General features: G+C 71.2%; 16 protein-coding genes. 6 read left to right on the forward strand and 10 right to left on the reverse strand.

Annotation, left to right across the window (positions count from 1 at the left end):
* Positions 1–271: 271 nt before the first annotated feature.
* Positions 272–1,792, reverse strand: a complete 1,521-nt coding sequence (locus BM286_RS09080) for a Matrixin (protein ID WP_092921225.1) — start codon at positions 1,790–1,792, stop codon at positions 272–274.
* Between the two features lie 309 nt (positions 1,793–2,101).
* Here BM286_RS09080 and BM286_RS09085 point away from each other — a divergent pair, with 309 nt between their 5' ends.
* Entirely contained in the window at positions 2,102–2,506 is a 405-nt protein-coding gene (locus BM286_RS09085; RefSeq protein WP_245779336.1) for a PAS domain-containing protein, read from the forward strand.
* Positions 2,507–2,545: 39 nt separating this feature from the next.
* Here the strand turns inward: BM286_RS09085 and BM286_RS09090 are convergent, their stop codons facing one another.
* The 6 genes from BM286_RS09090 to purB all read right to left on the reverse strand — a co-directional run bounded on the left by BM286_RS09090 (position 2,546) and on the right by purB (position 8,505).
* On the reverse strand, positions 2,546–4,147 hold the full coding sequence (locus BM286_RS09090) for a phytoene desaturase family protein (RefSeq protein WP_092921226.1): 1,602 nt from the start codon (positions 4,145–4,147) through the stop codon (positions 2,546–2,548).
* Between the two features lie 85 nt (positions 4,148–4,232).
* Positions 4,233–4,910 (reverse strand): metal-dependent hydrolase, encoded by a 678-nt coding sequence (locus BM286_RS09095; RefSeq protein ID WP_092921227.1) that lies wholly within the window; start codon positions 4,908–4,910, stop codon positions 4,233–4,235.
* Positions 4,911–5,591 (reverse strand): hypothetical protein, encoded by a 681-nt coding sequence (locus tag BM286_RS09100; protein ID WP_092921228.1) that lies wholly within the window; start codon positions 5,589–5,591, stop codon positions 4,911–4,913.
* 42 nt (positions 5,592–5,633) lie between these two features.
* Positions 5,634–6,542 carry a sensor domain-containing protein gene (locus BM286_RS09105; RefSeq protein WP_092921229.1) on the reverse strand — a complete coding sequence of 303 codons (909 nt, stop codon included), beginning with the start codon at positions 6,540–6,542 and terminating at the stop codon, positions 5,634–5,636.
* 49 nt (positions 6,543–6,591) lie between these two features.
* Positions 6,592–6,930, reverse strand: a complete 339-nt coding sequence (locus BM286_RS09110) for a zinc ribbon domain-containing protein (RefSeq protein ID WP_092921230.1) — start codon at positions 6,928–6,930, stop codon at positions 6,592–6,594.
* Positions 6,931–7,023: 93 nt separating this feature from the next.
* Entirely contained in the window at positions 7,024–8,505 is a 1,482-nt protein-coding gene (gene purB / locus BM286_RS09115) for an adenylosuccinate lyase (protein ID WP_092921231.1), read from the reverse strand.
* Between the two features lie 168 nt (positions 8,506–8,673).
* Here purB and purN point away from each other — a divergent pair, with 168 nt between their 5' ends.
* Positions 8,674–10,278, forward strand: coding sequence for a phosphoribosylglycinamide formyltransferase (gene purN / locus BM286_RS09120; protein WP_092921232.1), 1,605 nt, complete (start codon positions 8,674–8,676; stop codon positions 10,276–10,278).
* A 53-nt stretch (positions 10,279–10,331) separates the two neighbouring features.
* Here purN and BM286_RS09125 read toward each other — a convergent pair whose 3' ends face one another.
* Positions 10,332–11,222 carry a substrate-binding domain-containing protein gene (locus tag BM286_RS09125; protein WP_092921233.1) on the reverse strand — a complete coding sequence of 297 codons (891 nt, stop codon included), beginning with the start codon at positions 11,220–11,222 and terminating at the stop codon, positions 10,332–10,334.
* 293 nt (positions 11,223–11,515) lie between these two features.
* On the opposite strand from BM286_RS09125, the gene BM286_RS09130 reads away from it, so the two are divergent.
* Positions 11,516–12,817, forward strand: a complete 1,302-nt coding sequence (locus tag BM286_RS09130; protein WP_092921234.1) for an MFS transporter — start codon at positions 11,516–11,518, stop codon at positions 12,815–12,817.
* Between the two features lie 23 nt (positions 12,818–12,840).
* Here the strand turns inward: BM286_RS09130 and BM286_RS09135 are convergent, their stop codons facing one another.
* Positions 12,841–13,899, reverse strand: coding sequence for a M42 family metallopeptidase (locus tag BM286_RS09135; protein ID WP_092921235.1), 1,059 nt, complete (start codon positions 13,897–13,899; stop codon positions 12,841–12,843).
* Positions 13,900–14,012: 113 nt separating this feature from the next.
* The gene (locus tag BM286_RS09140) at positions 14,013–15,191 is read right to left on the reverse strand and encodes an inorganic phosphate transporter (protein ID WP_092921236.1); all 1,179 of its coding nucleotides are present in this window, start codon (positions 15,189–15,191) and stop codon (positions 14,013–14,015) included.
* A gap of 249 nt (positions 15,192–15,440) precedes the next feature.
* On the opposite strand from BM286_RS09140, the gene BM286_RS09145 reads away from it, so the two are divergent.
* The 3 genes from BM286_RS09145 to BM286_RS09155 all read left to right on the forward strand — a co-directional run bounded on the left by BM286_RS09145 (position 15,441) and on the right by BM286_RS09155 (position 17,424).
* A complete protein-coding gene (locus BM286_RS09145; RefSeq protein WP_092921237.1) occupies positions 15,441–15,698 on the forward strand; it encodes an MTH865 family protein in 258 nt (85 codons plus the stop codon).
* A 107-nt stretch (positions 15,699–15,805) separates the two neighbouring features.
* The gene (locus BM286_RS09150; RefSeq protein ID WP_092921238.1) at positions 15,806–16,636 is read left to right on the forward strand and encodes a J domain-containing protein; all 831 of its coding nucleotides are present in this window, start codon (positions 15,806–15,808) and stop codon (positions 16,634–16,636) included.
* Positions 16,633–17,424 carry a metallophosphoesterase gene (locus BM286_RS09155; protein WP_092921239.1) on the forward strand — a complete coding sequence of 264 codons (792 nt, stop codon included), beginning with the start codon at positions 16,633–16,635 and terminating at the stop codon, positions 17,422–17,424. The genes BM286_RS09150 and BM286_RS09155 overlap by 4 nt, the downstream gene beginning before the upstream one ends.
* Position 17,425 lies beyond the last annotated feature (1 nt).

Raw genomic sequence — 17,425 nt, forward strand, 5'->3', positions numbered from 1 at the left:
TGAGCGGTCGCCGCAGGCGACCACGAACCGCCCGCGAGGGAGTCGGCCGACCGCAGGGAGGCCGACGAGGCAGGGACTCCGACCGTCCGCCGGATTCCCGACCGCAACGCGTCGCCCGACTCGTTCGCGAGGTATCACGTATGGAACAGGCGAACACCGGCGGCCGTATAGACTTTCTTTCGACGACCGCCCCCGAATCTCGGCGTTCCCGGACCACCGATCCTCCGAGCGCCCGACCCACGCGATCGGCCGATCTCACCCGACGCCCGCCTCACTCCGGCCACGCCTCCCGCTCCCGCCGGTCCGCCTCGCCCGTGAGCTCCGGCGGCACCTCCTCCAACAGCACCGGCGCGAACGAGGCGCCGACGTGCCACGCGACGACCTCGTCGTCTAACGCCTCCAGCCGCACGTCCTGCTGGCCGTAGAATTCCCCCTCGACCGTACAGGAGCCGCCGCCGTCCGCGAAGCAGACGTCGCCGCGCTCGTCGAAGGTGACCTGGACGTGCGCGTCGCGCGCGTCCTCGACGAACTCCCACGCGAACCGGTCGCTCCCGGCGAGGTCGTCGCGGCCGGCGAAGTAGTCGAGCGCCGCGGCCACCTCGCGTTCGACCCGGGTCGGCACGTCCCCGCTCTCGGCGCGCAGGTGGACCTTCACCGGCCGGTGGGTCGCGAGCGTGCTCGTCGCGTTCATCAGCCCCGCCGGCTCCTCGCCGTGTTCGAGCCCTTGGACGTGGCCGAGCTCGTGGATGACCGTCGCGTTCATGTCCGCGTCGGAGATCCGGGGGTCGACGGTCGCGGTCATCGGCGTGCGCGGCTCGTCGACGAGGAGGTCCGCGCAGCCGAAGTACCGCGCGTCCCCGTCCTCCACGCCGCACCGCTCCACGCGGTCGAACCGGAGGACGACGTCCGCCCGTTCCTCGTCCGCCACCCGCTCGTAGGCGACCGGGTAGCCGAGGTAGCGCCCGTCGTTCCGCTCCCAGTAGCCCGTCGCGGCCGCGACGACCGCGGAGACGTTCCGGTCGACCGCGCCGTCGTCGACGTAGAGACCGAGCGTCGTCTCCCCGTACGGACTCGGGTGGACCAGCGACACGGTCCGCTCCCGCGTTTGGTTCGCGGTCGTCACGACGACCGGGTGCTCGCCGCCGGCCAGTCGCACGTTCGCGAACGCGACCGACACCCGCTCCGCCGCGCCCCCGTCGAGCGCGACCGTCCGGTTCGCGCTCGCGCCGGCCCCGTACCGGATCCGGACGGTCTGGTTGCCCGCCAGATCGCCGGCGTTGGTCACGGTCGCCGTGACCGTGAGGTTCTCTCCGTACCCCACGCTGTCCGGCGCCTCGATCGCGGAGACCGCGAACGTCGCCGCGCGAGCCTCCTCGACGACCAGCGCTCGGGTCGCGGTCGCCTCACCGACGGACACCGTCAGCTCGTGTTCGCCCGGGGCGAGCGCCGCGGCGTCGACCTCGGCCGTCACCGTCAGCGTCCCGTTCGCCGGGACGGACCGGTTCTCCGAGCGCAGCGTTCGGTCACCGACCCGGACCGTCACCCGGACGGAATCGAGCGTCGCGTCCGAACCGCTCTCGCCCGCCGACCCGCCCGCGTCGCTCGCGAGGCCCTCCCACCGAGCGGTCGCCTCGATCGTCGCCCGTTCGTCGTGTTCGAGCGATTCGGGCGCGGAGACGGACTCGATCGACGGCGACGGGTCGGCCGGCCCGACGGCGTCGCCGCCGAGGCCGCCGCAGCCGGCGAGCGCGACGAGCAGTGCGAGGGCGACGGCGGCGCTTGCGGTACGCATCTCGTGTTCCCCTCGGGACCGGACACGGATAACGTTCGTTTCAACCAGGGGTCAGGTGCGGGGATGTCGGGCTCGCTCTCGCCTCGGCTCGGACCGACGCCGGACGCCAGGTTCGCGTCACCGAACGACACTGGCTTGTCGCCCACCCCCCAACCGGGAACGTGACGCTTCGACGCGACGTTCTCGCGGCGATCGACGCTGACCGCGGCTCGTTTCGGACCCGCCTCTCGGCGCTCGCCGACGAACGCGGGCTCGACCCGGACCTGGTTCCGGCCCGGTCCGCCGATCCCGACGACCGCGCGGAGCGCGATGCTGGTCGACCGCGTCCGCGCGTTCGACGACGTCCCGCTCGGCCTCACCCTCACCGGACCGGCGTACCGCGACACGCCGATCGTTTACGTCAACCGGTGGTTCCGCGACTGGACCGGCTACGCGCTCGACGACCTCCGGGGCCGGAACCCCCGCCTGTTCCAGGCGGCGGACCCGGACGCCGATGTCCGCGCCGAGTTCCGCGACGCCCGCGCCGACTTCCGCGAGGCCCTCTCGACGTGGTCGCGGGTCACGGTCGAGGTCCGAAACCGCCGCCGGGACGGGACGCCGTTCGTCGCCCACGTCTCGCTGCGGCCGCTCTTCGGCGACGCGGGCACGGTCACGCACTGGGTCGCCGCGCAGGAGCCGGAGCCGATTGAGGGGTCGGAAGCGCGGTTCGAGTAAGGAAGCGACCGCCGCCGCCGCTCGAACGGATCCGGCCGCTCACCACAGCGTCGACGTCGGGACGACCGACGGGAGCACGCCGCCGCCGGTCGCGTCCTCGACGACCGCCTCGGCGACGTGCTCGCCGCTGAGCAGGCACATCGGCACCCCGATGCCGGGGTTGGTGTACGCGCCGACGTAGTAGAGGCCGTCGACGCCGGGCGCGCGGTGCGCGGGACGGAGCGGCCCGGTCTGTCCGAGCGTGTGCGACAGCGCCAGCGCGGTCCCTCGAGGCGCGTTGAACCGCTTTCGGAAGTCGGAGACGCAGGCGGTCTCCTCGAAGACGATCCGGTCGCGGAAGTCGACCCCGGCGTGTTCGGCCAGGTCGTCGAACACCCGCTCGCGGAACCGCTCGCGGGTCTCCGAGTCGTCGTCCAGCCCGGCGGCCAGCGGCACGAGCAGGAAGACGGCCTCGTGGCCGTCGGGCGCCGCCTCGGGGTCCGTCTTCGAGGGGACGTGGACGTAGTACGCGGGGTCCTCGGGCCATTCCGGCTCGTCGAAGATGGCGTCGAAGTGAGGCCGCCAGTCGGTCGGGAACACGAGCGTGTGGTGGTCCAGGTCGACCTCGCCCTCGACCCCGAGGTACGCGAGATACGCCGATGGCGCGTACGTCCGCGACTCCCAGTACGACTCGCGGTCGACGGTCCCGGCGGGGAGGAGGTCGCGCTCGACGTGCGGCGGGGCCGCGTTCGCCACGACGCGGTCGAAGCGGGCGCTCGACGGCGTCGCCGCGGCGTCGCCGCGCTCCGCACGACCCTCCGTCTCGACGGTGAACTTCGGGACCGACGCCGCGATCGACGGTTCGATCGCGGTCACCGGCTCGCTCGTCCGGATCGAGACGCCGAGTTCGCGCGCGAGGTCGGCCATCGCGTCGACGACGCTCGCGATCCCCCCGACCGGGTGATAGACGCCGAGGTTCATGTCGACGTGGCTCATCAGCGTGTAGATCGCGGGCGTGTTGTACGGGGAGCCGCCGAGGAAGACGAGCTTGTACTCCGCGATCTGGCGGAGCTTCTCGTGGTCGAAGTAGTCGCCGACGTAGTCGTCCATCTCGCGGAGCTTCGGGAGCGCGCGCCCCGACCGCAACACGTCGGCGTCGATCATGTCCCGCAGCCGCGACCGGCTCGGGTAGACGAACCGGTCCATACCGAGGTCGTACGCCTCGGCGGCGTCCGCGAGGTAGTCGTCGAGGACGTCGCCCGCGCCCGGCTCGTACGACTCGAACAGCGCCTTCTGTCCCGCGCGGTCGGCCGGCATCGACGCGCGGTCGCCGTCCTTCCAGATCACCTCGTACAGGGGGTCGAGTTCGATCAGGTCGTAGTAGTCGTCCGTCGAGCGCCCGAAGAACTCGAAGAAGCGGTCGAACACCTCCGGCATGAGGTACCACGAGGGGCCGGTGTCGATCCGGAACCCGTCGCGCTCGATCCGCCCGGCGTACCCGCCGGGGTGTTCGTTCCGCTCGAAGGCGGTCACGTCCGCCCCCGCGTCCGCGAGGTAACAGGCCGCGGAGAGCCCGCCGAAGCCGGCGCCGACGACCGCGATCGACTCCCCGGCCAGCGGCTCGGCCGCGTCCGACAGGTCCGCGTCCGGTTGGGTGGGCATCACGTCACCCTACGCGTCCGGGAGCGTTTACCCTGCGGTCATACCATGTTAGGGGCGTCGCCGTCGCTCGATTCCCTCGCCCCCGTCAGCCGTCGTCTCCGACGCCGTCGCCCTGAAGCCGCCGGGCGCCGAGCGCGAACAGCCCCAGCCCGATCAGGTAGAGCCGCCAGCCCGCGTTCGCGACCGGGAACCGGCGGTCGACCGGCTCCTCGACGTCGAGATCGGGGTCGCGCGGCTGGACCGGGTTATTGACGTGGACCGACTCGCTGGTGCCGCCGGCGCCCGCGTCGATCGTCCGGCTCCCCGTCTCCGGGTCGATCCGCACGTCGACGAACGTCTGGACGAACCCGTCGGCAGTCGAGTACAGTATCTCCCCGTCGAGGCTGAAAAAGCGGTCGCGGAGCGGCCAGAACGCGTTCACCCCGTCGAGGTGGGTCCAGTCGAGCGCGACGTGCGCGAAGCCGTGGACGAAGAGGGCGACCCACGCGACCGCGACCCACCGCGGTGAGAGCCGCTCGCGGACCCACGACCGCTCCCGGACGCGGGTGTCGTAGTACAGCGCCAGGGCGGCGACCGCGGGGAACACGAAGTTGTGGCCGACGGTGCGGTGTGCGCCCTCCATGACCACCCCGAGGAAGCTGTCCGCCTCCGGGAGGACGAGGACGACCAGCAGGACGGCGAGCGCGCGCCGGTCGTAGTACGCCCCGAGCAGCCCGGCCGCGAGCAGCAGCGCGAACCCGGCGTGAACGGCCGTCGAGGGCATCTAGCGGGCCACCTCCGAGCCGTCCGCCGCGTCCCCGCCGCGGCTGCCGAACCGGACCGCGAGCGTCGCGGCCGCGGCGGCGACGACGACCAGCTGCCACCCGCCGTCGACGAACCGGAACTCGCGGTCGGCGCCCGGATCGAGGCCGGGACGGCCGTCGGGGTTCACCCACGAGGCGACCGGGTCGGCGACCGCGCCGCCGGCGGTCCGGAGCGGCAGGACTCCCGACCCGTCGCCGCCGAGCGCGAGGAACGTCTGGACGATTCCCTCCTGCGTCGAGAACACGAGCCGCCCGCGGACGACGTAGCGCGCGTCCTCCAGCGGGTACAAAAGCGCCGCGCCCTCGCCGGCGAACAGCGCCGCGCCGATCCCGGCGACGACGAACGACGCGAGCGCGACCCACGCGATCCTGACCGCGCGCCGGCCGCCTCGATCGCGGAGGGTCGACTCCGCGCGCAGCGCCGTGTCCCAGTGTAGCAGTCCGCCGACGAGAAGGGGTGGCCAGACGGCGTGGAGGAGGGCGTTCGTCGCGCCCGGCACGACGAGGCTCGCGGCCGCGTCGAGGGAGGGGAGGACCGCGGCCGCGACGACGACCGCCACCGCGCGCCGGTCGAACGCGTCCCCCAGCAGCGCGGCCGCGAGCAGCGCCCCCACGGCCGCGCTCACGGGCGTCGGCGCCATACGCCCACTGACGCTCGGAGCCGAATAAGCGCTCCGGGGAGCTTAGTTGCGGTCCTCCGGGTCCGCCTCGGGATCGCGGGGACTCGCGTCGGGGTCGGCGGGGTCCGCGTCGAACTCGAAGCTGTCGGCGGTCGAGTCGGGAGTCTCTCCGGACTCGTCGTCGCGGTCGCCGTCGGTGTTGCTGTTGTCGTTGCCGTCGCGGTCGCCGTCGGTGTTGCCGTCGCGGTCGCGGTCGACGGTTACGCGCTCACGGTCGGGTTCGCTCTCGCCCGCCCGGCCGCTCGCGTCGCTGTCACCGTCTCCTTTTCCGCCGCCGAGCAGCGAGACGGCCATCAGCCGAGCGCCGCCCGCGATCAGGTTCGCCAGGTGGAGCCCGACGAGGAGGCCGACGACCCCGAGCCCCGTCGCGAGGGCGGCCTCGGGCGCGGCGTCGACCGTCCACACCACCGGTTCGCCGTTCAGTTCACCGAACTCCGGGGAGTAGGGGTACCGGACCGGCGCGGCGACGAGGGACAGCGCGCTCGCGAGGACGGCGAGCGGCGCGAACGCCAGCAGCGTGACCCAGAACTTCAGCGAGAGGAACCCGAGCCCGCGCCACGTCGACGGCGCGGCGAGGTACGCGCGAACGGTCGCGATCGCGCCGGTCGACCCGTCGTTCGCGGCCGCGGGGATGTCGTCCGCCGCGACGAGGTCGGTGCCGAGCAGGCGGTTCGCCAGCCGCCGTTCGAGGCCCGCGACCGGCCGCGAGCCGACGACGGCGGCGGCCAGGACCCCGATCCCCACGAGGACGACCGAAAAGACGAGCCCGAACGCGAGCGCGAACGAGGCGACCCCCGAGTAGACGACCCACAGCGGGACCGCGACCAGGAGGTACAGGAGGCGGCGATACGTGCGGCCGTCGGCGACGACGCCGACGACGGGGAGGTTCGCGAGCGGTCGGCGGGAGACCATACCGCGACTGGTTCGCCGTCCGACAAAAATCGGTCGCTCCCCCGGCGACTCAGGCGAGGAAGAAGTCGATCGCGTTGCCGGACGACTGCCCCTTGTACAGCTCGGAGTAGCCGCACTCGGCGCAGGAGACCACCACGAACTTCCGGTTCTGGACGTCGAACATCTTCGTGAGCCCGGTGCCGCTGGTGGCGATCTCGTCGGTCTCCGTCTCGGTGCCGCCACACTTCGGGCAGCCGTCGTCGCCGTCGCCGCCGAGCGAGGCGGGACGGTCGTCGGCTCCGGCGTCGGGGTCGCCGTCTTCGACCGAGCCGTCGCCCGCGCCGTCCCGCTCGTCGCTCGATTCGTCGTCGAAGACCGAGTACTCGGTCTCGTCGTTCTCGGAGGGCATCGGCCGCGAGTCGTCGGTCGAGGGATAAACCTCTTGTGCCGTCGCCGGCCGCCCGTCGCCTACGCCGCCCACGCCGCCGCTCCCGCGCCGGCGCTACTCGTCGATCTCGTCGACGAGTTCGTCGGCGAAGCCGGTGTAGCCGGTCGGGCTCAGCGCCTTCAGCTCCGCGCGCACCGCGTCGTCGACGTCGAGGTCGTCGAACAGCTCCCGGAAGTCGTCGAGCGTCACCGACCGGCCGCGAGAGAGCGCCTTCACGCGCTCGTAGGCCTCCGTGTCGCCCTCGCGGCGCAGGATCGTCTGGACCGCCTCGCCGATGACTTCGGGGGTCGCGTCCAGCTCCTCCCGCATGACGGTCTCGTTCGGGACGACCTTCCCGAGCCCGTCCGCGGTCTTCGAGTAGCCGATCAGGCAGTGCGCGAGGGCGGCGCCGACGTTGCGCTTGACGGTGGAGTCCGAGAGGTCGCGCTGGAGCCGGGAGGTCGTCACGTAGTCGGCGAGGAAGGTGAGATCGGAGTTCGCCTTCGAGAGGTTCCCCTCGCTGTTCTCGAAGTCGATCGGATTGACCTTATGCGGCATCGTCGACGAGCCGGTCTCGCCCTCGACGGCCTCCTGCCCGAGGTAACGGTCGGAGACGTACAGCCACGCGTCGAGGTCTAAATCGAGGAGGACGTCGTTGACCCCCCGCAGGGCGTCGAACAGCGCCGCGAGGTCGTCGCAGGGGTTGACCTGCGTCGCGAGCGCGGTGTGTTCTAAGCCGAGGCCGCGCACGAACGACGCGGAGAACCCCCGCCAGTCGACGTCGGGGTAGGCCGCGCGGTGGGCGGCGAAGGTGCCCGAGGCGCCCGCGAGCTTCCCCGAGAGGTCCTCGTTCGCGACGACGACCCGCCCCAGCGCGCGGCCGAGCCGCGCGGCGTAGACGGCCATCTCCTTCCCGAAGGTCGTCGGCGTCGCGGGCTGGCCGTGCGTGCGCGCCAGCATCGGCGCGTCGCGGTACTCGTGCGCCAGTTCGACGAGCGCGTCGCGTACCTCGCGGACCGCGGGGACGATCACCTCGCTCACCGCGCGCTTGACGAGGAGCCGGTGCGCGAGGTTGTTCACGTCCTCGCTGGTGAGCCCGAAGTGGATCCACGGGAACAGCGACTCGGCGTCGTCGAGCGGGGCGTCGCGCTCCCCGTCCGCTCCGTCCTCGGCGAACTCCGCCAGCCGGACGCGGAGGAAGTACTCGACCGCCTTCACGTCGTGGTTGGTCGCGTCGTACCCCGCGGCGCCCTCGGTCTCCAGCGCCTTGATCAGGCGCGCGTCCTCGGCGTCGAACGCCTCGTAAACCCCGCGGAGCGCCGCTTCGGTCGCCTCGTCGAACGCGATCGGCGTCGCGTCGAGCGCTCCCAGCGCGAGCAGGTACTCGACCTCCACGCGGGTCCGCGCGCGCATCAGCGCGGCCTCGCTCGCGTACGGGGACAGCGGCGCCGTCCGACCGGCGTACCGGCCGTCTAGCGGCGAGACGGCCGCGAGCGGGTCCGACCGAGAGAGCCCCGGGATGGCGTCGTCCGCCGTCGGTTCGAAGTCGTCGGTCATGTCCGCGACTGCCCCCGGAGCCAGCAAAAGCGTGTCGATGGATCGACGCACGGACGTGGATCCGTGGCGTCCTCGCGCCGCGACGATACCCCGTTCCGATCCGTGAACGTGGACAGGAATGCGGCGCGGACCGCAATCGATATACCCGATCGGTCGGAGGGTTCGGACATGAAGATCGCGGGACTCGCGAGCAACCGGGGACGGAACCTCAGACACATCGCCGACGCCGCGCCGGGCGGCGCGGCGCTGTCGGTCGTCCTGACGAACCGCGAGCAGGCGCCCGTGTTGGGGGCCGCGACCGAGCGCCGGATCCCGACCGAGGTCGTCGAGCGCGACGAGGGCGAGTCGCGCGAGTCGCACGAGCGCCGGATCGTCGAGCGCCTGTCGGACTACGACGTCGACCTGGTCTGTCTGGACGGCTACATGCGGGTGCTGACCGACGAGTTCCTCGACGCCGTCCCGACGACGCTGAACGTCCACCCCTCGCTGCTCCCGTCGTTCCCCGGCACGGACGCCCACGAGCAGGTGCTCGACGCGGGCGTCCGGACGACCGGCTGTACGGTCCACGTCGTCACCGAGGAGGTCGACGCGGGGCCGGTCGTCACCCAGGAGCCGATCCCGGTGTACGAGGACGACGACGCCGACTCGCTGAAGGCGCGCGTCCTCCGCGAGGCGGAGTTCACGGCGTACCCGCGAGCGGTCCGCTGGTTCGCCGAGGACCGCGTGACGGTCGAGCGGAACGCCGACGGCGAGCCCGTCGACGTCGCGGTCGAGGGCGACGTGGGCGGCGACTTCCCCGAGCGGCGCTTCGTCTCGGAGGAGCGGACCGCCTCGCTGCGCTACGGCGAGAACCCGGATCAGGACGCCGCGCTGTACGTCGACGACGGCTGCGAGGAGGCGAGCGTCGTCGAGGCCGACCAGCGCAACCCCGGCGCGAAGGGGATGGGGTACAACAACTACAACGACGCCGACGCCGCCCTCGACCTCGTCAAGGAGTTCGACGACCCCGCGGCCGCGGTGATCAAGCACACGAACCCCGCGGGCTGCGCGGTCGGGTCGGACCTGGCGGACGCGTACGACCGCGCGCTGCGGACCGACGCGAAGTCGGCGTTCGGCGGCATCGTCGCCCTGAACCGGGAGTGCGACGCCGACACCGCCACCGCGGTCGCGGACTCGTTCAAAGAGGTCGTCGTCGCGCCCGGCTACACCGACAGCGCGCTCGACGTGCTCCGCGAGAAGAAGAACCTCCGCATGCTCGACGTGGGCCCGCTCGGCGAGGGCAAGGACCGCTTCTCCGAGCGGTTCACCGAGAAACCCATCGTCGGCGGCCGCCTCGTCCAGGAGCGCGACCGGCAGTCACCGACCGCCGACGACCTCGAGTTCGTCACCGAGCGCGAGCCGACCGACGGGCAGGTCGAGACGATGCTGTTCGCGTGGCAGACGCTCAAACACGTGAAGTCGAACGGTATCCTCTTCGCGACCGGCACCGAGACGGTCGGCGTCGGGATGGGACAGGTGTCCCGCGTCGACGCCGTGACGCTCGCGGCGATGAAAGCCGAGAAGGACGCCGAGGGCAAGTCCGCCGAGGGCGCCGTGATGGCCTCGGACGCCTTCTTCCCCTTCCCGGACGCGATCGAGGAGGCGGCCGACGCCGGCATCGAGGCCGTGATCCAGCCCGGCGGCTCCGTCAACGACGAGGAGGTGATCGCCGCGGCCGACGAGCGCGACATGGCGATGGCGTTCACCGGGTCGCGCTGCTTCCGGCACGACTGATCTCGGCGGGCGGAAGCCCGCCGACCGTTCGGTGCGTCGTCGCGCTCGCGCCGCTACTCCCGCCAGTCGCTCGGCACGTACTGGTCGAACTCGGGGTCGGCCGAGCGGGCGAGCGGCCGGAACGCCCGCTCCCCGTCGACCCGGAACTCCTCGATCTCCGACTGTCCCGGGCCGGTGAGGTACCCGACGTAGGACATCGCGAGCGGGTACGAAACGTCGTGTCGGGTGGGGTTGACCGGGATGACCGCGTACTCGTTTCGGAGCAGCGGCGGCGGGTCGTCGATCCCGAAGTCGACGTGCCGCGTCAGGCCGCCGTCGCCGCCGACGGCGAGGAACGTGCCGCGGTCGACGAGGGTGTAGGCGTTCGACTGCCGGGCCGCGACGAGCGTATCACCCATCCCCTGGCCGGTTTCGAGGTACCACTCGCCGCCGGGACTGACGCCCGCCGCCTCCCATATCCGGAGCTCTCGAACGTGCGTCCCCGACCGGTCGCCCCGCGACAGGAACGTCGCTTCCGCCTCCGAAATCGCTCGAAACGCCGACACGGGGCCCCTTCCGGCGACGTCGGCCGGATCGTCGGGCGGACCGACGACGAGGAAGTCGTTGACCATCACGCTGCGCCGATTGATCCCGTACCCCTCCCTGAGGAACTCGTCTTCCAGCGGGCGGGCGTGGACGAGGACGACGTCGCAGTCGCCGTCCCGGGCGGTACGGAGCGACGCGCCCGTTCCGCGCGCAACCGCGTCGACCCCCGACCCGAACCGGCCGGTGTACGCTCGGTTGAGGACGGCTAGTACACCGCTGTCGTACGCGGTCGTGGCGGTGGCGAGCGTCAACGAGCCGAGGCGTGGTCGGGTCTCCTCGGTCCGATTCGCACAGCCGGCCACCGAGACGGCGCCACCGAGGCCGAGTGCCCGCAGATACTGTCGCCGACGCGTACCCACGATAGCCGAATATAGTTACATCTCGTGAAAAAAGTACGCATTTTTCGTTATCCCAGCCGGGGTTCGCGCGATACGCGTCGGATCCGCGCGGCGGATCGTCTCTTCGACCGCGACGCGAGTCTTCCCCGCGAGTTCTCGCCGCCGACCGGAGTCAGCAGCGGCGTCTCCGCCGTCGGTGGCTCACGCGGACAGTCCGACCCGAATATCGACCGCCTGAAACGATAACCCCACGCGGACCGCCGGATCGACGGCGCTTTTTTCTCGGGCCGTCGTTGCCCCGATCGGAGACGACCGTGGCCCAGTTCGGCAACTCGGTACGGCTGCTCGGGGACCGGGAGTTCGCGGCGCTCGCCGGGACCGCGTTCGCGCGCAGTCAGGCGTACTCGACGATCCTCATCGCCCTCGCGCTGTACGCGGACCTCTTCGGCACCACGGGGTTCATCGAGGGGCTGTTCGGCACCGCGTTCGCGGTCGTTCAACTGGTCATCGTCCTCCCGCTGGGGCGGAAGGTCGACACCGGCAACGCGAAGCGGTGGCTGCTCGGCGGCTTCCTGATCAACGTCGCCGTCTTCGTCGGCTTCGCCTTGGTCGACAGCTCGGTCCACGTCATCCTCGTGCGGATGGTTCAGGGGCTCGGCGCGAGCGTCCTCTGGATCACGGGCGCGACCGTGATCGGCGAGATCAGCCCGGACGACGAACAGGGGCGGTGGCTGGGCTCGTACAACCAGTTCGCCTCCTTCTCGTCGCTCGCGGGCGACCTCGTCGGCGGCTACCTCCTGTACGCCTACGGGTTCGCGGAGACGTACCTCGTCTTGACGCTCGTCACGCTCGCCGCGTTCGTCTTGGTGTTCGCGTTCCTCCGCGACAACCCCGGCGGCCGGAAGGACCCCGATGACGCGGGCGGCCTGGAGACGTTCCGGTCGCTGCTCGGGCTCCCGATGCTGCGCGCGCTGGTCTTCTTCCGGTTCACGTTCAGCGTCGGGAAAATGGCGGTGATCATCTTCCTCCCCATCTACGCGCGGACGTCGTTCGACATCTCCGCGTTCGCCATCGGCTGGATCATGGCCGGCGGGAAGGCGACGAAGGCGCTCACGCAGGGGTTCGTCGGCGACCTCACCGACCGCTACGAGCGCACGTACCTGTTCGTCGCGGTCGGTGCGCTCCTCTACGGCGTCGGGACCGCGATCATCCCCCTCGCGGCGTACTTCGAGGGCACGCTCTCGCCGGTCACCGTCTCGTACCTCGGGGGCTCCCAGACGCTCGGCGGGGCCTTCTTCGCGCTGTTCGCCGCCTACTCGCTGCTCGGGATCGCCGACTCGATCCGGCTGCCGGCGAGCATGTCGCTGTTCGTCAGCGAGGGCGAGGCGTACGACTCCGTCGCCAGCGCGATGAGCCTGCGCTCCGTCTCGTGGAAGGTCGGCCAGGTCGTCGGTCCCGTGCTGGTCGGGACCACGATGGACGTGACGACCACCGAGACGGGGTTCCTGCTGGCGGCCGGGTTCATCGCGTTCGCGACCACCGGCTTCGCGTGGCAGGCGCGGCGGGCCCACCGCGCCGGCCGGGATCCGGGACCGACCGTCCCCGGCGACGACTGACACCGATCAGCGGGAAATCCCGTTCAGAGCGTGTAGTCGTGTTCGCCCGTTTCGGACTCCAAGAAGGCCGTCAGCAGGTCGATCGTCGCTTCGACGTCGCCGCCGTCGGCGGTCTCGGTGACGGTGTGGAGGTATCGCGTCGGGATCGAGATGGCCCCGACGGGCTTGGCGCCCGCGCCGGTCTGGAACCCCGCGGTGTCGGTGCCGCCCGCCGGCAACACCTCGTGTTGGTGGTCGATCCCCTCCTCCTCGGCCACCTCGGTGAGCCGACCGTGGACCTTCGGGCTGGTGATCACCGAGGAGTCCTTCAGCTTCACCGCGGTCCCCTCGCCCAGTTCGGTGACGGCGTCGGCCGGGCTGCCGATCTGCGGCACGTCGTTGGCGACGGTCACGTCCAAGGCGACGGCCAGGTCGGGGTCGACGTCGACGCCGAGCGCCCGTGCCCCCCGCAGGCCGACTTCCTCCTGGACCGTCGCCGCGAAGTGGACCGTCACGTCCGGATCCTCGATCCGGCGGGCGGCCTCCAGCATCGCGAACAGGCAGATCCGGTCGTCGAGCGCCTTCCCCGTGACGCGGTCGCCCATGCGCGTCGTGGTCTGGTCGAGGGTGACGAGGTCGCCGACGCTCACCAGGTCCGCGACCGCCTCCGCGTCGCGCCCGAGGTCGATGAAGACGTCTTTCACCTCGTCGGCTTTCTCCTGCTGTTCCTCCGTGAGCGTGTGCGGCGGGACCGAACCGATGACCCCGGTCAGGTCCTCGTCGCCGTGGACGGTGACGCGCTGCGCGCGAAGCACCCGGGCGTCGAAGCCGCCGAGGGGGTCGACCTGAACGAACCCCTCGTCGGTGACGTGGCGGACCATGAAGCCGATCTCGTCCATGTGGGCCGCGACGGCGACGGAGTAGTCGGAGTCGCCCTCGATCGTCCCGACGACGTTGCCCATCGCGTCGCTCCGGACGCGGTCGACGCGGTCTGCGAACTCGCGGCGGACGATCTCGCGGACGTCGTCCTCGTAGCCGGGGACACCGCGGGCCTCGGTCAGCTCTCGGAGCAGGTCGAACTCGAAGTCGAACTCGCGTGGCATACCACGTGGTGACCGCGCCACCGACTAAATTCCGCAGGATCCGGCACGCCGCTCGGATCGGGAGTTCGCGGGACGACTTTCGAGGACGCCGTCCGGCTACGGACGTTCCGTCGTCAGGCGATCCCGGGGACGAGGCGGAAGAACCCGTAGGCCAGAATCGTCGAGACGGACGGGCCGATGATCCACATCGAGACGTACTTCATTATCGCCCGGGGGTTGAACAGGTCTCCCGCTTCGAGCACCTCGTCGGGCTCATTTTCCCCGATCGGTGCGGCGGGTTTCCCCGCCATCTCTTCGGCGGTGATCGCGCCGGGAACGATCTCGGATTCCCCCGTGTCCCGAGTGACGGCCTCGCGGACGGTGACGGGACGGGTCGCGCGGCCCCAGCCGATCCCGACGATCGTCATGACCGTCGCCATCACGAGGCTGATCGGGATGCCGATCGCGGAAAGCGCCGTCGTGATCGTCGACGCGGTGAGCATAACGAACAGGGCCGCAAGCAGCGGAATGTCGCTCAGTTCCCCGCCGACCGATTCCATCGTCCGGCGAGCGATCGTGAAGCCGCCGACGCCGATAGCGAGCGTGGCGATGATAATCGCGGTGTCGTCGGGGAGTCCGCCGACGCCGCTGACCAGCGGTGCGGCGGCGTTCGGGACGTTGCTCGCCCCGGCGCTGAACGACATGTAACAGCCGATAAGGATCACGACCACCGTGCTGAGGAGCTCCGACCACGTCGTGTTCGGACCGAACTCCGGTTTCGGAACTCCTCCGCTCCGGTCGAAGACCAGTAGCGGACCGTCCGACTTGTCGATCTCCACCCGTCGGTTCACCTCGGGGTACAGGTAGCGTCCGACGACGCCGCCGACCCAGAATCCGATGATCGGCGTCACGATCCACCACGAAATGATGCCGGACATGGTCTCGTAGTTGAGCGTCTCAGTCGCCAGTCCGAGCCCGGCTATCGCGCCGACGGTCGTCATCGAGGTCGGCACGGGGACGCCGAAGATGTTGGCGACGAGGATACCCAGTCCGATGAAAAAGAGGATGGCGACGCCCGCCGAGAGCCCGAGTTCCGTGGTGATGATGCCCTCGCTCAGCGTGTCCATGACGTTCCGTCCCACCGTCCACCCGCCGAGGAACACGAAGAACGTCATGAGCCCCGCGGCGGTCGTCTTCCTGATGATGTCGGCCCCCACGGGCGGCCCCCACGCGATTCCCGTCGACGAGCCGCCGATATTGAATCCGACGAAGATAGCCGCGATAACGCCGACTACGAGAACGGTCTCGACCATTATCGATCGGTACACGCACCCCCGTAAAATAAGTAGCGTCATAGCCGAAGACGCGTCGTCGGAGCGTCGACGCGTCGGCGGGTTCCACTGAACCGGTGAGCGGCGACGCGTCGGCGGGTTCCACCGAACCGGTCTCCGAACGCCGTATTCGTGTCATCGAGATCGGTGGTCCCGCGGCTCCGTTCAACGCTAAACAAGTTCAGCGTTGTTCCGGAACCCTTTTGCGGTCGCTCTCGGGATGAAACGTGTATGAGCGACGTGAGAGCGGAACTCCGCGAACAGTTCTTGGACGCGTTCGGCGGCGCAGATTTCCCCGTCGAGAACCAGATGGACCTCGTTCCGGCGCTGCCCGACGGTCCGGCGACGAAGTTCGAGGCCGGCGACGTGAGCCTCACCGCCATGGAGCTGGCGGCGAAGCTCGGCAGCGAACAGGAGTTCCCCTACGACTCCGCCGAGGCCCTCGTCGACGACATCCTCGACGGGCTCGAGGCGAAGGAGATGATCTGAGTCGCTCGGGACGAGCGGGACTGTCCCGCCGACGATCCGCAGCGCCCGGTGCCCCGTAGCCCACACGCCGGCGGGAGGTTGATTACCGCGGAGCCGTTACCGCGGGTGTGCCCGCCGACCTGATCGGACTGTTGCCGCCGTGGGTCCTTTGGGGGATCGCCCTCGGGACCGCCGCCACCGGGGTGGTCGCGCTCGCCTTTTACCTCGGGGACCGGTTCGCGCCGCCCCGCGCCGCGGAGACCGGCCGCCGCGGCGCCGCCGGCGACGAGCGTCGCCGTCGCGAGATCCGGTCGTACCTGAACGCCGCGGGCGAGCGCTTCGACGAGGGCCACGCGTTCGACGACGTCGCCGTCCCGTTCTACCTCCCCGACCGCGGCGTCGCGATCACCTTCGACGCGCACGACTACTTCCGGCTGGAGGGCGAGGGCGTCTACACCGTCCTCTGTGAACACGAGATGCCGGGGCGCGGACTCGGTCGTCGCCTCCCCTTCGACGTCGACGAACCCGACTGGGCGAGCCCGAACGACTCGGGCGCCGATCGCTCCGATTCCGGCCCGTTCAACGGCGGTCGATTCGGGAGCGACCGGTTCGGCGGTGACCGATCCGTCGGGCGGTCGACGCCCCGCGGTCCCGGCGGCGGGGCCGACCCCGTGGGCGTCGCCTTCGACGAACTCGGCCTCGACCGCGACGCCGACCTCGACGCCGTGAAGGGCGCCTACCGCGAGCGCGCCAAGGAGACCCACCCGGACCAAGGCGGCGACGAGGAGTCGTTCCGACGCGTCCGAGAGGCGTACGCGACCGCCCGCAACCACGCCGACGGCGGAGCAAACGCCGGGGGGCGGGGCCGTTCCGGCGGCCGGGACGCGGACCGCACCGAGGGGCCCGGCGACCCCGACGCGGGCCGACGCGGGGAGCGGTCGCCCGGGTTCGGACGGTGACCGATCCCGACGTCGACCCCGCCCCCGACGGCGGCGTCGCGTTCGCGGAGCGCGCGATACACCTCGGCGGACCCGACGCGCTCGTCGTCGCCGACCTCCACGTCGGCCGCGACGAGGCCTCCGCCGTCTCCCTCCCGCTCGGCGAGCGTGCGGACCTCCGCGACCGCCTCGGCGCGCTCCTCGATCGGTTCGACCCGGCGACGGTCGTCGTCGCCGGCGACGCGATACACACCTTCGACCGAGTCACCGGCCGGAGCCGCGAGACCCTGAACGCGCTCCGCGACGTCTGCGAGGCGAACGGCGCCGCCCTCGAACTCGTCGCCGGGAACCACGACGCCGCGCTCGCGAACGCGTGGGACGGGCCGATCCGCGACGAATTGGTCCTCGGCGCGGAACGCGATCGGGACACCGAGGGGACGCGGGTGGGTGACGACGCGACCGACGGCGACCCGGGCGCGCACCGCACCGTCGTCTGTCACGGTCACGAGGCGCCCGCGACGGCGGCGGACCGATACGTGATCGGTCACGTCCACCCGACGATCGAGATCGAGGGCGACAGGCGCCCCTGTTTCCTCCGCGGCGACGGGACGTACCGCGACGCCGACCTCCTCGTGCTCCCCGCGTTCACCCGACTCGCCCCGGGCGTGACCGTCAACGACGCGACGACGGCGGGGCTCGACTCCCCGCTCCTCTCCGACGCCGCCGCCCTCGCCCCGGTGGTGTACGATCCCGACCGCGAGGAGTCGCTACGGTTCCCGCCGCTCGGACGGTTTCGCGAGCTGTTGTGAA

Origin of the sequence: Halorubrum sodomense, from assembly GCF_900111935.1 — an archaeon.
Classification (GTDB): domain Archaea; phylum Halobacteriota; class Halobacteria; order Halobacteriales; family Haloferacaceae; genus Halorubrum; species Halorubrum sodomense.

What these genes read in the sequence shown, in the direction of transcription:
- BM286_RS09080 (WP_092921225.1), bottom strand. Translation starts at nt 1,792, where the DNA reads ATGCGTACCGCAAGCGCCGCCGTCGCCCTCGCACTGCTCGTCGCGCTC.
- BM286_RS09085 (WP_245779336.1), top strand. Translation starts at nt 2,102, where the DNA reads ATGCTGGTCGACCGCGTCCGCGCGTTCGACGACGTCCCGCTCGGCCTC.
- BM286_RS09090 (WP_092921226.1), bottom strand. Translation starts at nt 4,147, where the DNA reads ATGCCCACCCAACCGGACGCGGACCTGTCGGACGCGGCCGAGCCGCTG.
- BM286_RS09095 (WP_092921227.1), bottom strand. Translation starts at nt 4,910, where the DNA reads ATGCCCTCGACGGCCGTTCACGCCGGGTTCGCGCTGCTGCTCGCGGCC.
- BM286_RS09100 (WP_092921228.1), bottom strand. Translation starts at nt 5,591, where the DNA reads ATGGCGCCGACGCCCGTGAGCGCGGCCGTGGGGGCGCTGCTCGCGGCC.
- BM286_RS09105 (WP_092921229.1), bottom strand. Translation starts at nt 6,542, where the DNA reads ATGGTCTCCCGCCGACCGCTCGCGAACCTCCCCGTCGTCGGCGTCGTC.
- BM286_RS09110 (WP_092921230.1), bottom strand. Translation starts at nt 6,930, where the DNA reads ATGCCCTCCGAGAACGACGAGACCGAGTACTCGGTCTTCGACGACGAA.
- purB (WP_092921231.1), bottom strand. Translation starts at nt 8,505, where the DNA reads ATGACCGACGACTTCGAACCGACGGCGGACGACGCCATCCCGGGGCTC.
- purN (WP_092921232.1), top strand. Translation starts at nt 8,674, where the DNA reads ATGAAGATCGCGGGACTCGCGAGCAACCGGGGACGGAACCTCAGACAC.
- BM286_RS09135 (WP_092921235.1), bottom strand. Translation starts at nt 13,899, where the DNA reads ATGCCACGCGAGTTCGACTTCGAGTTCGACCTGCTCCGAGAGCTGACC.
- BM286_RS09140 (WP_092921236.1), bottom strand. Translation starts at nt 15,191, where the DNA reads ATGGTCGAGACCGTTCTCGTAGTCGGCGTTATCGCGGCTATCTTCGTC.
- BM286_RS09145 (WP_092921237.1), top strand. Translation starts at nt 15,441, where the DNA reads ATGAGCGACGTGAGAGCGGAACTCCGCGAACAGTTCTTGGACGCGTTC.